Annotated in this window: 12 protein-coding genes; 3 read left to right on the top strand and 9 right to left on the bottom strand. The window is 66.5% G+C overall.

Annotation, left to right across the window (positions count from 1 at the left end):
* Positions 1-23 precede the first annotated feature (23 nt).
* The gene (locus tag CO669_RS11495) at positions 24-1,043 is read right to left on the bottom strand and encodes a flagellar motor protein MotA (protein WP_198963960.1); all 1,020 of its coding nucleotides are present in this window, start codon (positions 1,041-1,043) and stop codon (positions 24-26) included.
* A gap of 165 nt (positions 1,044-1,208) precedes the next feature.
* Here CO669_RS11495 and CO669_RS11490 point away from each other — a divergent pair, with 165 nt between their 5' ends.
* From CO669_RS11490 to CO669_RS11480, 3 genes are all read left to right on the top strand, one after another.
* Entirely contained in the window at positions 1,209-2,228 is a 1,020-nt protein-coding gene (locus CO669_RS11490) for an SAM-dependent methyltransferase (protein WP_097659918.1), read from the top strand.
* Positions 2,229-2,461: 233 nt separating this feature from the next.
* Positions 2,462-3,655: an efflux RND transporter periplasmic adaptor subunit gene (locus CO669_RS11485; RefSeq protein ID WP_097659917.1), complete on the top strand. Its 1,194-nt coding sequence runs from the start codon at positions 2,462-2,464 to the stop codon at positions 3,653-3,655.
* A 6-nt stretch (positions 3,656-3,661) separates the two neighbouring features.
* Positions 3,662-6,817, top strand: a complete 3,156-nt coding sequence (locus CO669_RS11480) for a multidrug efflux RND transporter permease subunit (RefSeq protein ID WP_097659916.1) — start codon at positions 3,662-3,664, stop codon at positions 6,815-6,817.
* A gap of 180 nt (positions 6,818-6,997) precedes the next feature.
* Here the strand turns inward: CO669_RS11480 and CO669_RS11475 are convergent, their stop codons facing one another.
* From CO669_RS11475 to tkt, 8 genes are all read right to left on the bottom strand, one after another.
* Complete coding sequence (locus tag CO669_RS11475; protein ID WP_097659915.1) at positions 6,998-7,783, bottom strand: inositol monophosphatase family protein; 786 nt, start codon at positions 7,781-7,783, stop codon at positions 6,998-7,000.
* A gap of 86 nt (positions 7,784-7,869) precedes the next feature.
* Positions 7,870-8,949 carry a tetratricopeptide repeat protein gene (locus tag CO669_RS11470; RefSeq protein WP_097659914.1) on the bottom strand — a complete coding sequence of 360 codons (1,080 nt, stop codon included), beginning with the start codon at positions 8,947-8,949 and terminating at the stop codon, positions 7,870-7,872.
* Between the two features lie 9 nt (positions 8,950-8,958).
* The gene (locus CO669_RS11465; protein ID WP_097659913.1) at positions 8,959-9,648 is read right to left on the bottom strand and encodes a thiamine phosphate synthase; all 690 of its coding nucleotides are present in this window, start codon (positions 9,646-9,648) and stop codon (positions 8,959-8,961) included.
* 3 nt (positions 9,649-9,651) lie between these two features.
* A complete protein-coding gene (locus tag CO669_RS11460; protein WP_097659912.1) occupies positions 9,652-10,677 on the bottom strand; it encodes a class I fructose-bisphosphate aldolase in 1,026 nt (341 codons plus the stop codon).
* Positions 10,678-10,895: 218 nt separating this feature from the next.
* The gene (gene fba, locus CO669_RS11455; protein ID WP_097659911.1) at positions 10,896-11,963 is read right to left on the bottom strand and encodes a class II fructose-bisphosphate aldolase; all 1,068 of its coding nucleotides are present in this window, start codon (positions 11,961-11,963) and stop codon (positions 10,896-10,898) included.
* A gap of 39 nt (positions 11,964-12,002) precedes the next feature.
* Positions 12,003-13,199, bottom strand: a complete 1,197-nt coding sequence (locus CO669_RS11450; protein WP_097659910.1) for a phosphoglycerate kinase — start codon at positions 13,197-13,199, stop codon at positions 12,003-12,005.
* Between the two features lie 151 nt (positions 13,200-13,350).
* Positions 13,351-14,358, bottom strand: coding sequence for a type I glyceraldehyde-3-phosphate dehydrogenase (gap, locus tag CO669_RS11445; protein WP_097659909.1), 1,008 nt, complete (start codon positions 14,356-14,358; stop codon positions 13,351-13,353).
* 148 nt (positions 14,359-14,506) lie between these two features.
* A complete protein-coding gene (gene tkt, locus CO669_RS11440) occupies positions 14,507-16,492 on the bottom strand; it encodes a transketolase (RefSeq protein ID WP_097659908.1) in 1,986 nt (661 codons plus the stop codon).
* Positions 16,493-16,500 lie beyond the last annotated feature (8 nt).

Raw genomic sequence — 16,500 nt, 5'->3', positions numbered from 1 at the left:
CAGCGTCCGGGGCACGCGAGCCGCTAGCTCTTTTCCGGCTGGCGCGCGAGGCGCTCCAGCAGGCGCCGGATCTCGCGGTTCTGCTCGCCCTGGCCGTCGGCCCATTCCCGGATCATCTGCTGCTCGGTGCGCATGTGCGAGACCAGCGCCTGGATGGCTTCGGCAAGGCTCGCCATCGCGGCCGTGGTGCCGCGGCTGGCGCTGCCTTCCTCGAGCACCGAGCGCAGCCGTTCGACCGCGGCCTGCAGCTCGCCGCTGGCGACCCCGCCGCCGCCGGAAGCGACCGCGACTTCGCCGCTGCCATATTCGCGCACGGTGGTGGCGAGCCAGTCTTCGAGGTCGGTGTAGAAGCGGTTCTGCGCCTGGCTCGATTGCAGGTCGAGGAAGCCGAGGATCAGCGAGCCGGCGAGGCCGAACAGGGAGCTCGAGAACGAGATGCCCATGCCGCCGAGCGGGGCGGCGAGGCCCTCTTTCAGCGTGTCGAACAGGGCCCCGGAATCGCCGCCGACCTTGAGCCCGTCGATCACCTTGCCGACCGAGCCGACCGTCTCGATCAGGCCCCAGAAGGTGCCGAGCAGGCCGAGGAAGACCAGCAGGCCGGTCATGTAGCGCGAGATGTCGCGGGCCTCGTCGAGACGCGTCGCGATCGAATCGAGCAGGTGCCGCATGGTGGTCTGAGTGATCGACATCCGCCCGGAGCGCTCGCCGCCGAGGATGGCCGCCATCGGCGCCAGCAGCTTGGGGTGGCGGGCCGGGGCGAGGCCGGGATCGGCGATGCGGAAATTGTTCACCCAGGAGACCTCGGGGTAGAGCCGGATCACCTGCCGGAAGGCCAAGATGATGCCGATGAACAGCACGCCGCCGATCAGGGCGTTGAGCCCGGGATTGGCGAAGAAGGCCTGGATGATCTGCTTGTAGAGCACCACGCCCACCAGCGTGCACAGCACCAGGAAGACCAGCATCCGCACCAGGAAGACGCTGGGCGAGGACAGTTTGGTGTACTCGATATCCATGGTGGAGCGGGGAGAAGTGCCTGACGGCATGGCCGGTATCATCCACAAAAGCTTGCTTGCGGTGCGCACTATGGCACAGCGCCGGCCCAAAAAAAGCGCCGGATACGCCGATTTCGGGGTGGGCTCCGGGAACCCGGACCGGAAGCGGCGCTTTGATAGACAGGTATCTGCAGAAGTTCGCCATTCAGGGGGCGCATGAGCGTCGTTTCCGCGATCATCGGGACTGCCGAACGCGTGCCGCTGCCGGACGTCGTGATCCGCGCGGCGATCCAGCGCCTGTGCTCCCGCACTGCAACGCGGCTTGCCGGCCATGACGCGGCCGCCGATTCCGCCTTCGCGGGCCGGATGATGCTGCGGCCGATCGCCGAGGACACCGAGGCCGGGCGCGGCGAGATGCCCGCGGCGTTCTTCGCGGACGTGCTCGGCCCCAACCGCAAACATTCCTGCGGCTTCTACAAGACCGACGTCACCACCTTGCAGGAGGCGGAGGAGGAGGCGCTGCGCCAGACCGTCGAGCATGCCGGCCTCGCCGACGGCCAGACCATCCTCGAGCTCGGCTGCGGCTGGGGCTCGCTGGCGCTGTGGATGGCGCGGCAATTTCCACACGCAAAGGTAACGGCGGTGTCGACCTCGCAGGCGCAGCGCGCCCATGTCGAGGAGCAGGCGCAGCAGCGCGGCTTGCTGAACCTGCGCGTGATCTGTGCCGACATGAACGTGTTCGCACCCGACGGCCAGTTCGACCGCATCGTCTCGGTCGAGACGTTCGAGCACATCGTGAACTGGCGCAAGCTGATGACGCGGCTGCAGTCTTGGCTCGCGCCCGAGGGGCGCTGCTTCATGCACGTCGCCACGCATCGCACCGGATCCCACCTGTTCGACCGGTCCGATCGCGAGGACTGGATCGCGCAGCACGTCTTCACGGGCGGGATGATGCCGAGCCATCACCTCGTCAGGCAATTCGACGACATCTTCGCGATCGAGAAGGAATGGTGCTGGAGCGGCACCCACTATCAACGCACCGCCAATGACTGGCTCGCCAATTTCGACGCGCACCGGGATGCGATCGAGGCCTCCTTGCGCAAGGTCCACGGCGAACAGGCTGCCATGTGGATGCGGCGCTGGCGCTGGTACCTGCTCGCGACATCGGGCCTGTTCGGCCATGCCGATGGAACCGAATGGGGCGTCAGCCACTATCGGATGAGGGTTGCCCAGTAATTGCGATCTTCTGTCGCAGCACGCCGCGATGGAACCGGACTCACGATCTGGTGAGCCCGGAAAAAGCTCCTGAATTCAGCATGATAGTCTGTGTGACAATGAGCCGCCCGCAACACGCGTTGCGTCGCAGCAAGTCCATTCTATTTTGATCGCATCAGCCGCGCGGTCTTGGTCCAGAACGGGCGTCGCGTCGTGCGTGGTTCAGTATCAACAACATCGGGGCACCCCACTTCATGTCAGGACTTCGCGCGCGATCGGCATGCGTTGCAATGATGCTCGCGGCCCTAGCGCCGCTGCTCGGCGCTTGCGACGAATCCAGCTCCGCCGTGTCCGCCGCTCCGCCGGCCTATCCTGACGTCAGCGTCGTCGTCGTGAAGCCGCAAGCCCGCGCCGTGGTGCGCGAGCTGCCCGGCCGCATCGCGCCGACGCGCGTCTCCGATGTCCGGCCGCGCGTCTCCGGCATCGTGGTCGAGCGCCTGTTCCGCCAGGGCAGCGAGGTGAAGGCCGGCGATCCGCTCTATCGTATCGATCCGCGTCCGTTCGAGGTCGAGGTGATGGCCAACGAGGCTGCGCTCGCCAAGGCGGAGGCTGCCTTGATGCAGGCGAAGCAGCAGGCCCACCGTATCGCCACGCTGACCAGCCAGCGCGCCGCGCCCGAGGCCGAGAACGAGAAGGCGGTGGCAGGCGAGCGCCAGGCCCATGCCGAGGTCGAGGGCCGCAAGGCCGAGCTCGCGCGGGCAAAGCTCAATCTCGATTATGCCACCGTGCGCGCGCCGATCGACGGCGTGGTCGGTGCGGCCCTGGTCAGCGAGGGCGCGCTCGCGGTGCAGAACGAGACCAATCTGGCCACCATCCAGCAGCTCGACCCGATCTATGCCGACTTCACCCAGTCGGTGAACGAGCTCAACCAGCTGCGCCGCGCCTTCGAGACCGGCGACCTCGAGCGCATCGCCTCCGATGCCGCCAAGGTGCATCTGGTGCTCGACGACAACACGCTCTACTCGCTCGACGGCAAGCTGCTGTTCTCCGACGCCAAGGTCGACGCCCACACCGGGCAGGTGACGTTGCGCGGCGAGTTCCCCAACCCCAAGCGCGAGCTGTTGCCGGGGATGTATGTCCGCGTCCGCATCGACCAGGGCCTCGATTCCGATGCGATCGCGGTGCCGCAGCAGGCGATCCAACGCAATGGCGGCGGCGGCAGCGAAGTGTTCGTCGTCAAGGACGACAACCATATCGCGGTGCAGGCGGTGCGCACCGGCTCGGTGCAGGACGGACTCTGGTTCGTCACCGAAGGCCTGAAGGCCGGCGACAAGGTCGTGGTCGAAGGCTTCCAGAAGTTCGCCGCCGGCGACAAGGTCAAGCCGCAATCCTGGTCGGAGGCGGACGCGACCGCCGACAACCGGCACGCCCAGAAGCTCACGCGGTAACGCACCATGGCGAGCTTCTTCATCGACAGGCCCATCTTTGCCTGGGTGGTCGCGCTGTTCATCTGCTTGATCGGCGCAATCGCCGTGCCGTTGCTGCCGATCGCGCAATATCCGATCATCGCGCCGCCCTCGATCTCGATCTCGACCAGCTATCCCGGCGCCTCGCCGGAAAACCTCTACAACAGCGTCACGCGGCTGATCGAGGAGGAGCTCAACGGCGCCTCCGGCATCCTCAATTTCGAATCGACCAGCGACTCGCTCGGCCAAGTCGAGATCATCGCCAATTTCCAGCCGGGTACAAACACCAACGACGCCTCGGTGGAGGTGCAGAACCGCATCAAGCGCGTCGAGGCGCGCCTGCCGCGCGCGGTGATGCAACAGGGCATCCTGATCGAGGAAGCCTCGAGCGCGGTGCTTCAGATCATCACGCTGAGCTCGACGGACGGCAGCCTCGACGAGGTCGGCCTCGGCGACTTCATGATCCGCAACGTGCTCGGCGAGGTCCGCCGCATCCCGGGCGTCGGCCGCGCCACGCTCTATTCGACCGAGCGGTCGCTTCGCGTCTGGGTCGATCCGGCCAAGCTGGTCGGCTATGGGCTCACCGCTGACGACGTCAACAAGGCCATTGCCGCGCAGAACGCGCAGGTCGCCTCGGGCAGCATCGGCGCCGAGCCGTCGACGTCGAGCCAGCGCACCTCCGCGCTGGTGCTGGTCAAGGGCCAGCTCTCCTCGCCGGATGAGTTCGGCGCCATCATCCTGCGCGCCAATGCCGACGGCTCGACCGTGCGCCTGCGCGACGTCGCGCGCGTCGAGGTCGGTGGTCTCAGCTACCAGTTCAACACCCGCCTCGACGGCAAGCCGACCGCGGGTCTCTCCGTGCTGATGTCGCCGACCGGGAACGCGCTGGCGACCGCGAGCGCGGTCGAGGAGAAGATGAAGGAGCTGTCGCGCTTCTTCCCGGCCAACATCACCTACGAAATTCCCTACAACATCACGCCGGTGGTCGAGGCCTCGATCAAGAAGGTGCTGACGACGTTGGTCGAGGCCGTGGTGCTGGTGTTCGTGGTGATGTTCCTGTTCCTGCAGAACATCCGCTACACCATCATCCCGACCATCGTGGTGCCCGTGGCGCTTCTCGGCGCCTGCACCACGCTGCTGCTCGCCGGCTATTCCATCAACATGCTCTCGATGTTCGGCATGGTGCTCGCGGTCGGCATCCTCGTCGACGATGCCATCGTCGTGGTCGAGAACGTCGAGCGCATCATGGCCGAGGAAGGCCTGTCGCCGAAGGAAGCGACACGCAAGGCGATGTCGCAGATCACGGGTGCCATCATCGGCATCACGCTGGTGCTGATGGCGGTGTTCGTGCCGATGGCCTTCTTCCCGGGCTCGGTCGGCATCATCTACCGCCAGTTCTCGGTCACCATGGTCGCGGCGATCGGCTTCTCCGCCTTCCTCGCGCTGTCGCTGACGCCGGCGCTGTGCGCGACGCTGCTCAAGCCCATTGCCAAGGGGCACGGCCATTCGACCAACTTCGTGTTCAGCCGGTTCAACCACGTCCTCGAGGCCTGCCGGTTTCGCTACGCGCGCACCGTCGGCTTCTCGCTGAAGCGCACCGGCCGCCTGATGCTGGTCTATGTCGCGCTGCTGGCCGGCCTGTCGTGGGCCTTCGTCAGCCTGCCTGGCGGCTTCCTGCCGATCGACGATCAGGGCTTCATCACCACAGACGTGCAGACGCCGTCGGATTCGTCCTACGGCCGCACCGAGGCGGTGATCGAGAAGGTCGAGAAATATCTGGCGCAGCGGCCGGGCGTCGACAACGTCACCTTCCTCACCGGCTTCAGCTTCTCCGGCCAGGGCATGAACACCGCGCAGGCCTTCATCACGCTGAAGGATTGGTCGGAGCGCGGGCCGAAGGACTCCGCCGCGGCGATCGTCAACGACATCAACCGCGATCTCGGGTCCTCGATCCGCGACGCGAAGATCTCCGCGCTGCAGCCACCGCCGATCGACAATCTCGGCAACTCCTCCGGCTTCTCGTTCCGCCTCCAGGACCGCGGACAGAAAGGTTATCCGGCCTTGATGCGCGCCGCCGACCAGTTGATCGCGGAGGCCAATGCGAGCCCGGTGCTGCAGAAGGTCTATGTCGAAGGCCTGCCCGAGGCCGGCGTGGTCAATCTCATGATCGACCGCGAGAAGGCCGGCGCCTTCGGCGTCACCTTCGAGGACATCAACAACACGATCTCGACCAATCTCGGCTCGAACTACATCAACGACTTCCCGAACCGGGGCCGCATGCAGCGCGTCGTGGTGCAGGCCGACGCCCGCGACCGCATGCGCACCGAGGACATCCTCAACTACAATGTCAAGAACAGCCGCGGTCAGCTGGTGCCGTTCTCGTCCTTCGCCACGGTGGAGTGGGCGCGCGGCCCGACCCAGATCGCAGGCTTCAACTATTATCCGGCTGTGCGCATCTCCGGCGAGGCAAAACCCGGCTTTACCTCGGGCGATGCCATTGCCGAGATGGAGCGGCTCGCGGGCCGGCTGCCGCGCGGCTTCGGCTATGAATGGACCGGCCAGTCGCTGCAGGAGAAGCTGTCGGGCTCGCAGGCGCCGTTCCTGCTCGCGCTCTCGATCTTCGTGGTGTTCCTGTGCCTCGCCGCGCTCTACGAGAGCTGGACCATCCCGCTCGCGGTGCTGCTCACGGTGCCGCTCGGCATCGTCGGCGCCGTGATTGCCGCGATGCTGCGCGGCCTGCCCAACGACGTCTATTTCACCGTCGGCCTGATCACCATCATCGGCCTCGCCGCCAAGGACGCGATCCTGATCATCGAGTTCGCCAAGGACCTGCGCAAGGAAGGCAAGCCGCTGGTGGAAGCCACCATCGAAGCCTGCCGCCTGCGCTTCCGCCCGATCCTGATGACGGGCCTCGCCTTCATCTGCGGCGTGCTCCCCATGGCCATCGCCCACGGCGCCGGCGGCGCCAGCCAGCAGGCGCTCGGCAGCGTCGTGATGGGCGGCATGATCGCGGTGGTGATCCTGGCGCTCTTGATGGTGCCGGTGTTCTTCGTCTCGGTGCAGCGGGTGCTGGCGGGAGATCGCGAGCCGAAGGCGGCGAAGGACGGCGAGGCGTATGGGCCACCGGCGCCGGTGAAGCCGTAGGGCACATTGTCATGCCCCAGGGCACACCGTCATGCCCCGCGAAGGCGGGGCATCCAGTACGCCGCGGCGGTCATGATTGAGCTCAGCCGCTGCTGAGTACTGGATCGTCCGCCACAGTGCGCAATTGCGCACAAGGCGGACGATGACAGCGGAGTGTGAAGCGCGGCCCTTGCCCTACCCCTACTTCCGCAAAATCTTCACCAGCTCCCCGTGCACGTACTCATTCCCGCACACGACGTGTCCGGTGACCAGCGGATCCCCCGGCGTCGCGATATCGGTCACGGTCCCGCCCGCTTCCCTCACCATCAGCATACCCGCCGCGATGTCCCAGGATTGCAGGTCGCGTTCCCAATAGCCGTCGAGGCGGCCGGCGGCGACGAAGGCGAGGTCGAGGGAGGCGGCGCCGAAGCGGCGCAGGCCGGCGACGCGGTCCTGGATCGCGGTCATCTCGCGGCGGAATTCCTCGTGGTCGCCGCGGCCGATATGGGGCAGGCCGCAGGCCACGACGCATTCGTTGAGCTGGCGGCGGCCGGCCACCCGGAGGCGCTGGTCGTTGAGGAAGGCGCCCTTGCCGCGCTCGGCGATGTAGAGCTCGTCATTGGCCGGGTTGTAGATCACGCCCGCAATGATCGTGCCCTCGCGCACGAGGCCGATCGAGATCGCGAATTGCGGGATGCCGTGCAGGAAGTTGGTGGTGCCGTCGAGCGGATCGACGATCCAGGTGTGGCTCTTGTCGCTGCCCTCGCGCTGGCCTCCTTCCTCGCCGATGAAGCCGTAGCCGGGCCGGGCCTTGGCGAGGTCCTGATACAGGATCTCCTCGGCGCGCTTGTCGGCGAGGGAGACGAAATTGGCCGGTCCCTTCAGCGAGACCTGGAGATGCTCGATCTCGCCGAGATCGCGCTTGAGGCTGCGGCCGGCGCGGCGCGCGGCCTTGACCATGACATTGATAGTTGCGGAATACAGCATGGGCTTTTCGGTCTTGATCGGGGGAAATGGCGCGAAATCGGGCCTGTTTGAGGGATGGGGTGCCCTGCACGGGCCCTCAGGTCAAGTCATTTGCTGCCGAGCCATTTCCTGGCTGCGGCCTCCGCCTTGGCCCGCTCGTCGGCGGGCAGGTCGGACAATTGCTTGTCGAGCTCCGGGTCGCCCTTGCCGGCGGTCTTGGCCACCAGGTGCCATTTGAAGCCCTCGACCTTGTCCACGGCCACGCCCGCGCCGTTGATCAGCACCCAGGCCAGCCGGTTCTGCGCGATCGCGCTGCCCTGGCGGGAGGCCTTGCGGAGCAGGGCCACGGCGGCCGGCTGGTTCTTCGGGGTGCCGGTGCCGTTGAACATGGCGATGGCATATTCGACCTCGGCGTCGACATTGTCGGCCAGCGACGCCGCCTGCAGCAGCCGCACCGCGCGTTCCGGATCCTTCGCCACGCCGGTGCCTTCCTTGTAGAAGGTCGCGAGCGCGTATTGCGCCTCGGGCAGGCCGGCGTCCGCAGCCTGGCGCAACAGCTCGGCGGAACGCCTGACGTCCTGCGGCAGGGTCTGGCCGTCCAGATAGAGCAGAGCGAGATTATAGGCCGCCTTGGGCTCGCCGAGCTTGGCGGCCGATGCCATCAGCTTGACCGCCTCGCCCTTGTCGACCGCGCCGCCGCGGCCGGAGATGCGCAGCATCGCGAGCGCGAACATCGCCTCGCGGTCGCCGGCGTCGGCTGCACGTTTGTACCATTCGGCCGCCTTGGCGTAGTCGCGGCGGATGCCCATGGCGTTGGAATAGAGCTCGCCGAGCATGGTCATGGCCTTGGGGTCGCCGCTTTGCGCGCGGGCGGTGGCGAGTTCGAACGCGGTCTTGTACTGGCCGCGCTGATAGGCGCCGAACACCAGATCGGCGTTGGAATTGTCCGTCGGCGGCGCCGGGATCACGGTCGGGCTCGGCGCCGGCTTGGAGGAGGCGGCCGGCTTGGGCGAGGCCGAAGGCTTTGGCGCCGGCGCAGCCTCCTTCTTGGCAGGCGCGGGCGGCTTGGGCTTCTGCTTCTCGGGCGTCGCGCTCGGGATCGTCGCCGGCGGCGCGATCTGGAGCTGCGCGGCCGCGGGCCCTGTGAGCAGCAGCGTGGCCAGAGCGATGATGCAGGGAAGCTTCATGTCGGGGTGCTAACCGTGCTCGCTGCCCGCGGGATTTGGATCGGCCGTCGCCGTCGCATGGGCCTTCTTGATCGCCGCGTCGACCTCGACCAGCGCCGCCTTGGGCCCGCGCGGATCGGCCCAGATGAAGTCGCCGACCAGCACGAAATCGGCGCCGCTGAGGGCGAAGTCGTGGGCTTCCTGCAGTGACATGGCAAAGCCGACGCAGGGCGGCTCGAACAGCTCGGCCCACCAGTCGAGCCGCTCCGCGATCGCCTGCGCCGAGGGACGCTGGCCTTTCGCATCGGGCTCGCCGAACAGCACGTAATCCGCGCCCATCTCGCCCGCATCCATGGAATGGTGCCGCGTCGTCAGCCCGCCGACACCGGCGATGCGATCCGGCTTGAGGGACGGCAACGCCTCTTTCAGCGCGGCGATGCCGGGCAGGTGCGCGCCGTCGGCGCCGCCGCGCGCCACCAGCTCGGCATGGGCCTCGACCAGCAGCGCGGCGCCGGCCTTCTGCACCGGCGGCGCCAGCGTCTTGATGCGCGAGATCATGCTGCGCTGGTCGGTCTCCTTCAACCGCAGCAGCACCGCGGCGATATCGGCGGAGGCGAGCAGGCCGGGCAGCTCGGCGACAAGCGTTGCGGGATCATCGACGACGGGCGTCGCGAGATAGAGACGCGGCGCCGGGCGCGGCGGAGGCGGTTTGTTCGACAAGATCTAGGCTGCCTTCTTTTCCAGGCTACTTTGCCATTCGCCCCTGGAGGCGAGGCCGTTCATGCGGGCACGATGACTGAAGGCGCGTTGTCCGGCCGCGACGTTCTCGGCCTTGCCGGACCAGGCCTTCTGAGGCGCGGCCTGCAGCGCGCGGCCGTAGGAAAAAGTCAGACCCCAGGGCAGCGGACCGAGCTTGTGCATGGCGTTGAGATGCGCGGTCGCTTCCTCGTCCGACTGGCCGCCGGAGAGGAAGGCGATGCCGGGCACCGCCGCGGGCACGCACGCCTTCAGCAGGCGCACGGTCTTCTCGGCGACTTCCTCGACGGAAGCCTGCTTCGGTGATTTCTTGCCCGAGATCGCCATGTTCGGCTTCAGCACCATGCCTTCGAGCGCGACGCGCTGCACGCGCAATTCCTGGAACGTCTTGTTGAGCACGCGGCTCGTGACGTCATAGCAGCGGTCGATGTCGTGGTCGCCGTCCATCAGCACCTCAGGCTCGACGATCGGCACGATCTGCGCGGCCTGGCACAGCGCGGCATAGCGCGCCAGCGCATGGGCGTTGACGCTGATCGCGGTCATCGAGGGGATCCCGCCGCCGATGTCGATCACCGCGCGCCATTTCGCAAAGCGCGCACCGCGCTCGTAATATTTCTTCAGGCGTTCGGCGAGCTTGTCGAGGCCGACGGTCACTGTTTCACCCGGGCACATCGGCAGGGCTTGTGTGCCCTCGTCGACCTTGATGCCGGGAATGGCGCCGCTGCTCTCGATCAGCTTCACCAGCGGCGTGCCGTCCGCGGCCGCCTGCCAGATCGTCTCGTCATAGAGGATCACGCCGGAGATGAACTGGCTCATGGCCTCCTTCGACCGGAACAGCATCTCGCGGTAGTCGCGGCGGTTCTCTTCGGTCGATTCCACGCCGATCGCGTCGAAGCGCTTCTTGATGGTGCCGGAGGATTCGTCGGCGGCAAGGATGCCCTTGCCTGATGCGACCATGGCGGTCGCGACCTTGTTGAGCTCAGTCAGATTCATCGAGAGGTCCTCCCAAAACGATTCTGCCCTTGCCTGTGAAAATAGACCGTTCTCGGGCATTTGCCGAGTTAACGTTGGTCGCAGGGTAAAAGAGCTCTCTGTCATTCCGGGATGCGCCGAAAGGCGCAGGCCCGGAATCCATAACCCGGGCTGTGGTTATGGATTCCGGGCCCACGCTTCGCGTGTCCCGGAATGACGGGAGAGGGGATCTGAGGGCCTTACGCCACCTTCGGGTCGAGCTCGCCCTTGGCGTAGCGCTTGGCCATCTCCGCAGTGGTCAGGACGCGCTTGATCTTGGAGGCCTGTCCGGCAGTGTTGAACTCCTGCAGCCGCTGCTTGCACAGCTTGGTCATGGCTTCCATCGCCGGCTTCAGGTACTTGCGCGGATCGAACTCTTCCGGGCTGTCCTTGAGAACTTTCCGGATCTGGCCGGTCATGGCCATGCGGTTGTCGGTGTCGATGTTGATCTTGCGCACGCCGTTCTTGATGCCGCGCTGGATCTCGGCCACCGGCACGCCCCAGGTCGGCTTCATCTTGCCGCCATAGGCGTTGATGATGTCCTGGAGATCCTGCGGCACCGACGAGGAGCCGTGCATGACGAGATGCGTGTTCGGCAGCTTGCGGTGGATCTCCTCGATCACGTTCATGGCGAGGATGTCGCCGTCCGGCTTGCGGGTGAACTTGTAGGCGCCATGCGAGGTGCCCATCGCGATCGCGAGCGCGTCGACCTTGGTCTCCTGGACGAACTTCACGGCCTCGTCCGGATTGGTCAGGAGCTGGTCGTGGCTGAGCTTGCCCTCGGCGCCGTGGCCGTCTTCCTTGTCGCCCATGCCGGTCTCGAGCGAGCCGAGCACGCCGAGCTCACCCTCGACCGAGATGCCGCCGAGATGGGCCATGTCGGTCACGGTCTTGGTGACGCCGACATTGTAGCTCCAGTCGCCGGGCGTCTTGCCGTCGGCCTTGAGCGAGCCGTCCATCATGACCGAGGTGAAGCCGGCCTGGATCGCGGTCATGCAGGTCGCGGCCTCGTTGCCGTGGTCGAGATGCACGCAGACCGGGATGTGCGGATAGATCTCGGTGACCGCGTCCATCATGTGCTTGAGCATGATGTCGTTGGCGTAGGAGCGCGCACCGCGCGAGGCCTGGATGATGACGGGCGCGTCGACCTGGTTGGCCGCGTCCATGATCGCCAGCGCCTGCTCCATGTTGTTGATGTTGAAGGCCGGTACGCCGTAATCGTTCTCCGCCGCGTGGTCGAGCAGTTGACGTAACGTGATCCGAGCCATCTGTCTTAATCTCCCGTTGGGGCCTGAGAGGCCGCTTGATTACTTGATACGCAGAACTTCAACGCCGGGCAGGGGCTTGCCTTCCATCCATTCGAGGAATGCGCCACCGGCGGTCGAGACATAGGTGAAGTCACCGGCCACATGGGCCTGGTTGAGCGCCGCGACGGTGTCGCCGCCGCCCGCGATCGAGATCAGCTTCTTGGCCTTGGTGCGCTCGGCGGCGTGCTTGGCGGCCGCGACCGTGCCGCGGTCGAACGGCTGCATCTCGAACGCGCCCAGCGGCCCGTTCCAGACCAGCGTGGCCGCATCGTCGATCGCGGCGTGGACGCGCGCGATCGATTGCGGGCCGACGTCGAGGATCATGCCGTCGGCCGGGATCGCGTCGAGCCCGTAGGCGTGCGACGGCGCGTTGGCGGCGAAGTGATAGGCAACGGTTGCGTCCACGGGAAGGATGATGGCGCAGTTGGCGGCTTCCGCCTTCTCCATGATGCGTAGCGCCGTCGGCGCGAGATCCTTCTCGGCCAGTGACTTGCCGACCGCGACGCCCTGGGCGTGCAGGAAGGTGTTGGCCATGCCGCCGCCGATCACCAGCGCGTCGACCTTGCTGACGAGATTTTCCAGGAGGTCGATCTTGGTCGAGACCTTCGCGCCGCCGATGATGGCGATGACGGGCTTGGTCGGCGAGCCCAGCGCCTTCTCCAGCGCGTCGAGCTCGGCCTGCATGGTGCGGCCGGCATAGGCCGGCAGCTTGTGCCCGAGGCCTTCGGTCGTGGCGTGGGCGCGGTGCGCCGCCGAGAACGCGTCGTTGACCCAGATGTCGCCGAGCTTCGCCAGCTCAGCAACGAAGGCGGGATCGTTCTTCTCCTCTTCCTTGTGGAAGCGGGTGTTTTCCAGGCAGAGGATGTCGCCGTCCTTCATCGCCGCCACGGCCTTGGCCGCGGGCTCGCCGATGCAATCCTCGGCGAAGGCGACGGGCTTCTTCACCACCTTCGACAGCGCTTCGGCAACGGGCCGCAGCGAGTCCTTGGCATCGCGTCCCTTCGGCCGGCCGAAATGCGCGAGCAGGATGACCTTGCCGCCCTTGTCCGAGATCTCGGTGATGGTCGGCGCGACGCGGTCGAGCCGGGTCGTGTCGCTGACGCGGCCATTGTCCATGGGCACGTTGAGGTCGACGCGCAGCAGCACGCGCTTGCCCTTCAATTCGACGTCGTCGAGGGTGCGGAATTTGTTGGTCATCGGAGCTGGCCCTTGTCCCGGACGCACTGCGGCGCGCAGTGCCGCTGTGCAGAGCCGGGACCCACGTTGCAGCGGGTCCCGTGGTGGAATGGGTCCCGGATCTGCGAAGCAGCGTTTCACGCTGCATCGCGTCCGGGACACGAGAGCGGCGTTAGATCACTTTCGCGATCGCGGCGGCGGTGTCCGCCATGCGGTTCGAGAAGCCCCACTCGTTGTCGTACCAGGACATCACGCGCACCAGCGTGCCGTTCTGCACCTTGGTCTGGTCCTCGTGGAAGGTCGAGGAGTGCGGGTCGTGGTTGAAGTCGATCGAGACGTTCGGCGCGGTGGTGTAGCCGAGGATGCCCTTGAGCTGCTGCTCGGAGGCGCGCTTCATCGCCGCGTTGATCTCCTTGGCGTCGGTGGCGCGCTTGGCGACGATCTTGAGGTCGACGACCGAGACGTTCGGGGTCGGCACCCGGATCGCGACGCCGTCGAGCTTGCCCTTCAGCTCGGGCAGCACGAGGCCGATCGCCTTCGCAGCACCGGTCGAGGTCGGGATCATCGACATCGCCGCCGCACGGCCGCGATAGAGATCCTTGTGCATCGTGTCGAGCGTCGGCTGGTCGCCGGTATAGGCGTGGATCGTGGTCATGAAGCCGGTCTCGATGCCGACGAGATCGTTCAGCACCTTGGCGACCGGTGCGAGGCAATTCGTGGTGCAGGAGCCGTTGGAGATGACGAGGTGATCCTTGGTCAGCGTGTCGTGGTTGACGCCGTAGACGATGGTGGCATCGGCGCCGTCGGCGGGCGCGGAGACCAGCACCCGCTTGGCGCCGGCGGTCAGATGCGCGGACGCCTTGTCCTTCGAGGTGAAGATGCCGGTGCATTCCATCGCGATGTCGACGCCGAGATCCTTCCAGGGCAGCTTCGAGGGATCGCGCTCGGCGGTCACCTTGATCTTGCCGCTGCCGAGGTTGATGGAGTCGCCGTCGACGGTCACGGTGCCGGGGAAGCGGCCATGGACGCTGTCGAAGCGGAGCAGATGAGCGTTGGTCTCGACCGGGCCGAGGTCGTTGATGCCGACGACCTCGATGTCCTTGCGGCCGGACTCGGCGATAGCCCGCAGGATGTTGCGGCCGATGCGGCCAAAACCGTTAATTCCGACGCGGACTGCCATGTTTCGTCTCCTTCAATGACCGTTGTCATCCCGCACAACGCGCTCTACGCGCCTGCGAGGGTTTTTTAGGGGCGGACGCCCGGTTCGGCCGGGCGGTGCTTGATCATATGAGAGATTACGTAGTCCTTTTTTGCGGCAAGCTCAACTCTCAGGAAACGCGCTTCAGCACAGCGTTAACCGCAGCCTCGGCGGTAATACCGAAGTGCTTGTAAAGCTCCTTTGCAGGGCCGCTTTCGCCGAACGAATGCATGCCGATGAAGTCGCCATCCTGGCCGATCACGGCGTCCCAGCCCCAGCGCACCGCGGCCTCGATCGCCACCTTCACCGGCGCATTGCCGATGATTGCGGCGCGCTTGGCCTCTGGTTGCGCTAACAACAGCTCGAGCGAGGGCACCGAGACCACCCGTGACGCGATGCCGCGCTCGGCGAGCTGCTTCTGGGCGGCGACCGCGATCTCGACCTCGGAGCCGGAGGCGAACAGCGTCGCCTTGGCTTCGCCCTGGGCTGCGACCAGCTCGTAGGCGCCGGCCGCGCAGGGATTGTCGTTCGGCGCGGTGGTGCGCAGCTGCGGCAGGTTCTGGCGCGTCAGCGCCAGCACGGTCGGTCCGTCGACGCGGTTGAGCGCGAGCTCCCAGCACTCGGCGACCTCGATGGAATCGCAGGGACGGAACACACGCATGTTGGGAATGGCGCGGAGCGCGGCGAGATGCTCGACCGGCTGATGGGTCGGGCCGTCTTCGCCGAGGCCGATGGAGTCGTGGGTCATCACATAGACGACGCCGGCGCCCATCAGCGCGGCAAGGCGCATCGCAGGCCGCGCGTAGTCGGTGAAGACCAGGAAGGTCGCGCCGTTCGGCGCGAAGCCGCCATGCAGGAAAATGCCGTTCATCGCGGCGGCCATGCCGTGCTCGCGAATGCCGTAATGGATGAAGCGGCCCTTCGGCGTCTTGGCCGAGAAGGCGGTTGCCGACTTCGCCTTGTTGTTGTTGGAGCCGGTGAGGTCGGCCGAGCCGGCCAGAAATTCCATCGGCATGGCGCCGGCGATCACTTCGATCACGGCTTCCGAGGATTTGCGGGTGGCCGCATTCATCGGCTTTTCCAGCAGCTCCTTCTTGTAGGCGCGCACGGCCTTCGCCAGCGACGCCGGACGCTCGTGGCGCAGGCGGCGCTCGAACTCGGCGCGCTTGCGGCTGCCGAGCTCACCGAGGCGGGTTTCCCATTCCTGCCGTGCGGCCGCGCCGCGGCTGCCGGCAGCGCGCCAGGCCTTCAACACGTCGTCGGGCACCGAGAACGGCTCGAGCGAAATGCCGAGATTTTCCTTGGTGGCCTTGAGCTCGTCGGCCCCGAGCGCCTCGCCATGCACCTTCGAGGTGCCGGCCTTGTGCGGCGAGCCGAAGCCGATGGTGGTGCGGCAGGCGATCAGCGTCGGCTTGTTCGACTTCTGCGCGCGCGTGATCGCGGCGGCGATGGCGGCCTGGTCGTGGCCGTCGATCTTCTCGGCGGCCCAGCCCGCCGACTTGAAGCGCTTCACCTGGTCGACGGAATCGGCGATCGAGGTCGGGCCGTCGATCGAGATGCCGTTGTCGTCGTAGAGCACGATCAGCTTGCCGAGCTTCCAGTGCCCGGCCATCGCGATCGCTTCCTGCGACACGCCTTCCATCAGGTCGCCGTCGGAGGCCAGCACATAGGTGTGGTGATCGACGATCTTCTTGCCGAACTCGGCCGCGAGCATCTTCTCGGCCAGCGCCATGCCGACCGCGGTCGAGATGCCCTGGCCGAGCGGCCCGGTCGTGGTCTCGATGCCCTTGGTGCGGAAGTTCTCGGGGTGTCCCGGCGTCAGCGAGCCGACCTGACGAAACTGCTTGATCTGGTCCAGCGTCATCTCGGCATTGCCGGTGAGATACAGCAGCGAATAGAGCAGCATCGAGCCGTGGCCGGCCGACAGCACGAAGCGGTCGCGATCCGGCCAGGCAGGCGCGGCGGCGTCGAATTTCAGGAATTGCGTGAACAGCACCGTGGCGATGTCGGCGGCACCCATCGGCAGGCCGGGATGGCCGGATTTCGCCTTCTCGACAGCGTCCATCGAAAGGCCGCGGATCGCGTTGGCCATACGGGTGTGATCGACCTGCGTCATGTCTGAAA

It is taken from the genome of Bradyrhizobium sp. Y36 (assembly GCF_002531575.1).
Lineage (GTDB): Bacteria > Pseudomonadota > Alphaproteobacteria > Rhizobiales > Xanthobacteraceae > Bradyrhizobium.
Note: the sequence above shows the minus strand (reverse complement) of the source record. Positions and strands in the feature narration are given on the sequence as shown.

Coding starts and splice junctions, on each gene's coding strand:
- CO669_RS11495 (WP_198963960.1), bottom strand. CDS start 1,043: ATGCCGTCAGGCACTTCTCCCCGCTCCACCATGGATATCGAGTACACC.
- CO669_RS11490 (WP_097659918.1), top strand. CDS start 1,209: ATGAGCGTCGTTTCCGCGATCATCGGGACTGCCGAACGCGTGCCGCTG.
- CO669_RS11485 (WP_097659917.1), top strand. CDS start 2,462: ATGTCAGGACTTCGCGCGCGATCGGCATGCGTTGCAATGATGCTCGCG.
- CO669_RS11480 (WP_097659916.1), top strand. CDS start 3,662: ATGGCGAGCTTCTTCATCGACAGGCCCATCTTTGCCTGGGTGGTCGCG.
- CO669_RS11475 (WP_097659915.1), bottom strand. CDS start 7,783: ATGCTGTATTCCGCAACTATCAATGTCATGGTCAAGGCCGCGCGCCGC.
- CO669_RS11470 (WP_097659914.1), bottom strand. CDS start 8,949: ATGAAGCTTCCCTGCATCATCGCTCTGGCCACGCTGCTGCTCACAGGG.
- CO669_RS11460 (WP_097659912.1), bottom strand. CDS start 10,677: ATGAATCTGACTGAGCTCAACAAGGTCGCGACCGCCATGGTCGCATCA.
- fba (WP_097659911.1), bottom strand. CDS start 11,963: ATGGCTCGGATCACGTTACGTCAACTGCTCGACCACGCGGCGGAGAAC.
- CO669_RS11450 (WP_097659910.1), bottom strand. CDS start 13,199: ATGACCAACAAATTCCGCACCCTCGACGACGTCGAATTGAAGGGCAAG.
- gap (WP_097659909.1), bottom strand. CDS start 14,358: ATGGCAGTCCGCGTCGGAATTAACGGTTTTGGCCGCATCGGCCGCAAC.
- tkt (WP_097659908.1), bottom strand. CDS start 16,492: ATGACGCAGGTCGATCACACCCGTATGGCCAACGCGATCCGCGGCCTT.